At 48.2% G+C, this 6,417-nt stretch carries 5 protein-coding genes; 2 read left to right on the forward strand and 3 right to left on the reverse strand.

Features of this window, described 5'->3' with window-relative positions:
- Positions 1 to 819: 819 nt before the first annotated feature.
- Positions 820 to 1,335, forward strand: a complete 516-nt coding sequence (locus ACN4EG_RS26790) for a hypothetical protein (RefSeq protein ID WP_431633344.1) — start codon at positions 820 to 822, stop codon at positions 1,333 to 1,335.
- A 91-nt stretch (positions 1,336 to 1,426) separates the two neighbouring features.
- Positions 1,427 to 2,014 (forward strand): hypothetical protein, encoded by a 588-nt coding sequence (locus ACN4EG_RS26795; RefSeq protein ID WP_431633345.1) that lies wholly within the window; start codon positions 1,427 to 1,429, stop codon positions 2,012 to 2,014.
- A 23-nt stretch (positions 2,015 to 2,037) separates the two neighbouring features.
- Here ACN4EG_RS26795 and ACN4EG_RS26800 read toward each other — a convergent pair whose 3' ends face one another.
- The 3 genes from ACN4EG_RS26800 to ACN4EG_RS26810 are packed head-to-tail and all read right to left on the reverse strand — an operon-like array spanning position 2,038 to position 6,133.
- Positions 2,038 to 4,416, reverse strand: a complete 2,379-nt coding sequence (locus ACN4EG_RS26800; RefSeq protein WP_431633346.1) for a CHASE2 domain-containing protein — start codon at positions 4,414 to 4,416, stop codon at positions 2,038 to 2,040.
- A 36-nt stretch (positions 4,417 to 4,452) separates the two neighbouring features.
- The gene (locus ACN4EG_RS26805) at positions 4,453 to 5,424 is read right to left on the reverse strand and encodes a DUF1822 family protein (protein WP_431633347.1); all 972 of its coding nucleotides are present in this window, start codon (positions 5,422 to 5,424) and stop codon (positions 4,453 to 4,455) included.
- Positions 5,425 to 5,482: 58 nt separating this feature from the next.
- Positions 5,483 to 6,133, reverse strand: coding sequence for a sigma-70 family RNA polymerase sigma factor (locus tag ACN4EG_RS26810; protein ID WP_431633348.1), 651 nt, complete (start codon positions 6,131 to 6,133; stop codon positions 5,483 to 5,485).
- Positions 6,134 to 6,417 lie beyond the last annotated feature (284 nt).

A 6,417-nucleotide genomic window follows, 5' to 3' on the forward strand; every position in this document is an offset into this window, starting at 1 on the left:
GAGGAGAAACGGCTGGATTCGGTGGAGTAAAGCCTGAAGACATGGGTTCAGTTCGGATAAGCAGGACAGGTTGATCATCCCTCAAAACCTCAATTCGGTCACGAGTACGGGGGGAATAAGCTGATAGCTCACAGTCTATGCAAATCGTCTGTATACAGAGCTACTCTTTAAGATGCGCTTACCCTGGTGCATATACCACACTGTTTCGCTGTATCGGATCAGAACTTGTAGCGAGAATTGATAATAAGGATTGTAGGTGCCTCCCAGTCGCAATGAGACTTAGGGAGGTTGCTGCTTGCATGAATAATTCACGACGGTGACCCGACAAAATAATGATTAGGGCATCCGCGTCTCGATCGTCACCGACTCTTCCGACTAACCAGCAAGCTGTCTTTGCCTGCTCAAGGTCAAGGGTATCAATCCAATCAAGACTGCGCGAGGCGAACCCTAGACTTTCAAGTGCCTCGATCTTAGCTACCGCTTCTGGAAATTGATGCTTGACTTCTTGAAGATTCATAAATCGGTAAATTCTTTAGTTGGCACTGGTTCCGCCGCTTGGAAAGAAATGGCTGAAAACCCTATGATTAGCCGATCCTGAGAATTAAGCCTTTGAATGCTTGTATCCCTGACTGGATAAGGATTTTAGCTTAGATTCCCCATAATGTGGAACCAGGGTCCTTTAGTTTTATCTCACTCTTATTCTAAAGAACTTTGATCTGTAAAAAACTTTCAGTTCTTTGCGTAATATCTGCTCCTAGCCCAGATAGGTCTCTATCTGAAACAAACTCACTCTCAAACATATATAAGGAGATTTTCACTATGAGCTTCACTCGTTTCTTCATTGCCGCCCCGATCGCTTTAGCGACCCTGATTGCACCGATGCTATCGATTTCTAGCCAAGCTCAATCCATTCAATCTCGATCAGACGTACAAGCTGTGCAACAGACAAAAAGGGCCACATTACCCGTGAGAATTTCTGGTTATCTTCCAGATACGAATGGTAACTATAACGTTCCTTGTTCCCAGTTACAGGTCAGCCTGATTGAATTAAAAGACCAGCCCCCGATGCCCGATCGCTTTTCGATCCCCGAAGAAGTGCTCATGGCTTCTGCACCGGCAATCTTTGTTAAAGAGGATGGCACCTGCCAATATGAGCTAACGTTCCGTCAACCCGCCTCAACCGTAAGGTTTGTAAAACCCCGAACTTACGTTGTGAAAGTGAATGGCGGTGGATATCAAGGCAGCTACTTGCACCAAACGCAAACCCCGATCGAAAATGATTCGCTCTTCAATATCCCCGTTGCCCCCATTCCGCCCGTAGCCGTCCCCCGCTAAATTCACCTAAGCCTGCCTTGCAATGATTCACACCCTTCCACACCTTCCCACCTTCCCACACTTTTAAACACAACTTTGGAGACGTTCCACCATGTCCTATCGAGCCTTGATCAAACGTACGATTGGCCTGCCCACCCTCGCCCTCGTCACCACTGTCGGCATCATTGGTTTTGCTCCATCGACGATGCCCGCCCATGCCCAATCCACCGATCGCGATCGACCTACGTTGATCCAAAGCAACGAAATTCAAGGTACCCTTACCCGCCAATCTGACGTTTTCTTTGGGTTTGATGCCAATGCGGGCGATGTCAAAGTTACCATTGACCTCAAACCCTCGACAGGTAGCATTGCCGTTGCTTCTCTCCAGTTCTACGATGACAACAACAATGAGCTGCTTCCTGTCCCCCTCATGCCGACTGCCAATAGCCGCAGCGGCGATCGCAAAACGGTCACCTTGCAAATTCCCCGTCGTCAACGCATTCTCATGCGCCTCACCGAAGGCACAGGCTACGGTGGCAACTATCGAATTAAGCTAGAAGGCGCGATCGATCTGAACCAAGCGAGTGCTGGAAAAATTGTTCCACTGCCAAGTCAAGGCAAACTCCGAGTTGAATTGAAAAATGGAATCGTTCAGGAATTTGACCTCCGCGACATTCAGCAAGCGGTAATCAAACCCTAATCAAGTCATCTAATCCACAATAATTACTTTGAGCGGTTACTTTCATAATTACCCAACTCTTTCGGGCTGACTACCAGGATCAACGTAGCCAGCCCGATTCCTGCTATTGGTGGCACTACAGGAATCCACAAGCCCCGCAGCAGCAAAGCATATCCCCCGAACAAGAAGCCACCACAAAACACTCCAAACATCGCTATCGTTCCCAAAATAGAATGCTTTAGCCAACGGTATTGCACAAAGGAAATCAAACCAATTCCTACGCCTGTCCAACCCAGTATCCAACCAATTTCGTACCCATTTGACCAACTGCGAATTAAAGGCCGTCGATCGAGCACATGATTGAGAAGTTGACTCGTCATGTGGGCTTGAACCACGACGCCTTGTAACTGTGCCTCCGTCGATCGTCCTAACGGTGTCATCCAATAATCTCCCGCACTGGTGGCAATCGTGCCAATCAAAATCACGCGATCTTTAACTAATTCTGGTGCAACTTGCCCGCGTAAAACTTGCATCAAACTAACTTGCTGAAAGGGACGATTGCCACTGCGATAATTTAAAAGGACTTGCCCCCCTCGATCGTCGATCGTTTGATAACCCCCCGTCGGGCGGCGAATATTTGGGATGACGGTTTGACCCAATTGCAACTGACCATCGGGTGTGAATTCTGCTGCTTGGCCTTCCGCATATAAATACTCGATCGCCAATCGCGTTCCAAACCCGTAGGGTGCCAAGCAGGATGATGTAGGATCAGGGTTCATAAACATCAACTGTCGTCGCAAAACACCATCACTGTCAGTGATAAAATCGCTAAACCCCACTCGTTCGATCGGAACATCCGGTGATGATGCAATTCCCGTTTGCTTCAGTTCAGCATCACTATTTTTACAAATGGTAATGAGATTTTCTAATTGTTGCAGTTGTTGTTTGAGCAGTTTCTGCTGGTGACTCGTGTGAAAATCACGATATAAATCCAGTCCGATCGCTCTGGGTTTATAGGACTGCAGCCGTTGCAATAGTTGATTTAATGCCGTATCGGATAGCGAACCTTGCCCCCGATCGGGTTGCGCTTGAATATCTGTTTCATCGATCGTGACTAGCAAAATGCGACGATCGGTCGATTCTGCCGGACGCATTCGCATCATCATATCCCAGGTTTGCAATTCCCACTCTTGCAAAAATCCCAGACTGCGTAAGCCCAACATCACAACCCCAGACAATAATCCCAATCCCACCCGCCCAAGAATTCGCGAGACTCGACGGGGTTTGGGCACAATTGCGGCGGGGATGCGCGGCGTTTCAATGGATGCTTCGGCGGCTAAATTACCTTGGGACAAACTCTGCCAAGTCGGTGGGGTTTGCGCCGGATTTTGGAATAAAACGGGTAACCAGGTGGCGCAGGGAGCTTCATCTTCCAATGCCTGCAATCGCTGCCTTGCCTGCCGCACCGCTAGACTGAGGGAATCCCCTTGGGAAAAATGATTGAGGAAATATTGCAAAAATTTCTGCGCCACCCGATCGGGCACCATCTCCCGCATCACAATCAATTGCGGAATTTTCAACGCCGACAATTCCTGCGCCAATCCCAACCCATCACAGGAATTAAAAATGGCAAGTTCTAATCCCGCTTTCAGGGCGCGTTCCAACGCATATTGCAATTCACTCAAGCTTAAGTGATCCTGTGCGTTAATTGCCAAACTACCTGTCGTGCGATCGGGCTGACTCGAACTATGTCCCGCAAAAAACAGAATATCCCAAGCCTGCTCCCACAAGGCATCACTAAGCTGACTCCGAGATGGCTCTGGCAGCACTAATAATTCAACTTGAGGGAGTTGTCGGAGTAGTTCCAAATCAGTTGTGGTATCAATTCCTTGACTGTTACCAATAATGACTAAAATCCGAACGTCATCCGATCGCTGCTCAATTGGGGCAACCCGATCGAACGATGGCCGACTCAACGCAATTTCCGCTTGGCTATACCGTTGCACAATATCCCAAAGATGCCAGGGCAAACCTTGCACGATCGGATCAGCGGTTTGTAAAACAACTCGCATCGCTTGATCACTCGCCAATTTTTCCAGCCAGGTTTCCCGAATCACCCGAAAAGACTCTGCCATGAGCCATTGCTGAAAGGTCGCTTGAAGTTGTTGAGCCAGCTTTTGACAACCGGAAATGCTAGGGATGCGGGAAACTTGGCTACGATCGATCGAAATCCGAGGCCCATTGACGAGGGTTTGATAGGCCGTTTGCCATTCCCGGTAGAGCCGCGACAATTGAGGATTTGCAGGGAGTTTTCCGGTCACTTCGGTCGTAATCGTCCGCCCCGCCTCCGCGATTTGCAACACTACGGGAAACCCCTGCTCCCAACTGCCTTCGGTAAACTTGAGGACAACGAATGCAACCATTAGATTTCAAAAATTTCCACCGCTAGATTTCACAAGCTAGATTTCAAAGATTTCCACCATAGTCTCATCCTGCCAACTCAATTTCACTCCAAAAACCTCTCCCCGCTCACCTTCAAATATAAATTGCAATCCCCGATCGTGATTACCTGCAACCTGCTCCAGCAAAACATGATCTGCCTCATCCAAAACTTGTAGAAGTAAACCCTGGGGAAGATTGTCATTCGGATCGATCGCGAAAACTTGGATGCGTATCCTGACTGCTTCCGGTAATTCTGCAAGACCCGCAACGAGCAACACCTGAATTTCTCCCCGTTGAAAATCCACCCGCTTCGCCTGAGTGACAAATTCAACCGCATCAGGATCTTGATGATCCCGACGCACTACATAGGCTGGCACCATTTGTGCGGGTGATAATAACGATTCGATCGATTGCCAACCACTTTCTACGAATTGATCTAATTGTTCTAATTGGGCTTCTAACCATTGTGTTAATTTGGTTCGTACTGTTGGTTGTGACGCTGTCTGGGTGCGCAATTCAAAGAGATGGGTCAACAGATCCTCGATCGTGCCCAATTGACTCAAGGGCCAGTTTTCCTGCGTCACAGTGGGAATAAAACCCAGAATCAACCCTTCTTGTTTGACATCTGGATCAAGATGGACAACCACATAACCAATGCGATCGTGCCAAACATCGGCAGGGATATAACAATCAGAGGTTAAATCAGTGACAGGCCGACATTCCAAGCGACCCACCCCAGGAATGACTAAATCCGCAACATTGCTACAGAGCTGAGTTACGGCATTCCAGCTATCCCCTTCAGAGAGAGCCGTCTCAATCCCCATCAAATTCAAATAGTCTGCCACCACTTGAACGGCTAAAGCATTATGGCGAACTTGATCACGTTTGACACCAGCTGGTTGAGCCCCTGCAAAGCGATCGGCAATCGCTAAAGCTACCTCAGTTAATGGCATCGGTAAGGCAGTTTCATCAAAATACTGGGCATCCATATCTATTTTCTCCTATGCACTCAATTGCCTTACCACCGTAATAGTTGCCCATTATGAGCTAATCAATATATCCTTCCGCTGACCCAAACTTACGCAAACGGGTCAAACATTGTCGCTGATAAAAACTGCTCAAGGTCGAAACCGACACCTTAAATTCCGTCGCCAATTCCTGCCAACTGCTCTCCGGTGGCAGCCGCCGCAAAATCAACAGTTGGCAATTTACTTGGGGATGTCCTTCAATGTGAACCTGTCGTAACTCCCCCGTTGCATCCGCAGTGGCCCATGCCTGCACAGCTTCAAGAATGGGTGGAATGCTTTCTGGTGCGGGCAAATGATCGATCGGGTCAACCACATCGCCATCACCGCCCGATCGCTCCACTCTGGCATAGGTTGATGCGGTTCGCAGCTTGTGTTGCTGCACTTGGGTAAAGCCGTCTTGGAGCCGTCGTTTGAGATAATAGTTCAGCCAGGTAACAACGGTTCCGCGTTCTGGGTTATAGGCTTCTCCCGTCCCTACCTCACAAATGTTCTGGCAGAAAAAGACCCAAGTCTGCTGCAATGCATCTTGATAGTACGGCACTGATTCTCGCCATAACCGGGGGGCAATCAACCGAATCCCTTTGGTTAAATATTGCTGTCGCGCTAGACTACCCGGTGGATGACTGCAAGCAATTTGAATTAACGACTCGATGTTATCTGCTGTTGGCATAAATTATTTTAGAATATTTTAGTTTTACTGAGCATTAATTAAGGGAACAGCGCATCAATAAAATCCCAATTGGGAGGGGTAGGAGAGTAAAAGGTTAGGAGGGTAGGGGAATGAAGAGGGGATATTATTTCTTTGCAAATCCCTAAGCATTTACTAGACCTCCTGCATGAATAGTGGAGTGATGTGCCAGTTAGAGCAGGAGGTAGGAGAATAAGAATGTTGCCCTCAACATTTCTGTGGAGAGAAGATGAGCTACCAAGACCTTGAGTCGCTGTCGGATGGTG

This window comes from Alkalinema pantanalense CENA528 (assembly GCF_050753345.1).
GTDB lineage: Bacteria > Cyanobacteriota > Cyanobacteriia > Leptolyngbyales > Leptolyngbyaceae > Alkalinema > Alkalinema pantanalense.

Bases quoted from the DNA above. Each gene is read 5' to 3' on its own strand.
- ACN4EG_RS26800 (WP_431633346.1), bottom strand. From the start codon at position 4,416: ATGGTTGCATTCGTTGTCCTCAAGTTTACCGAAGGCAGTTGGGAGCAG.
- ACN4EG_RS26790 (WP_431633344.1), top strand. From the start codon at position 820: ATGAGCTTCACTCGTTTCTTCATTGCCGCCCCGATCGCTTTAGCGACC.
- ACN4EG_RS26795 (WP_431633345.1), top strand. From the start codon at position 1,427: ATGTCCTATCGAGCCTTGATCAAACGTACGATTGGCCTGCCCACCCTC.
- ACN4EG_RS26810 (WP_431633348.1), bottom strand. From the start codon at position 6,133: ATGCCAACAGCAGATAACATCGAGTCGTTAATTCAAATTGCTTGCAGT.
- ACN4EG_RS26805 (WP_431633347.1), bottom strand. From the start codon at position 5,424: ATGGATGCCCAGTATTTTGATGAAACTGCCTTACCGATGCCATTAACT.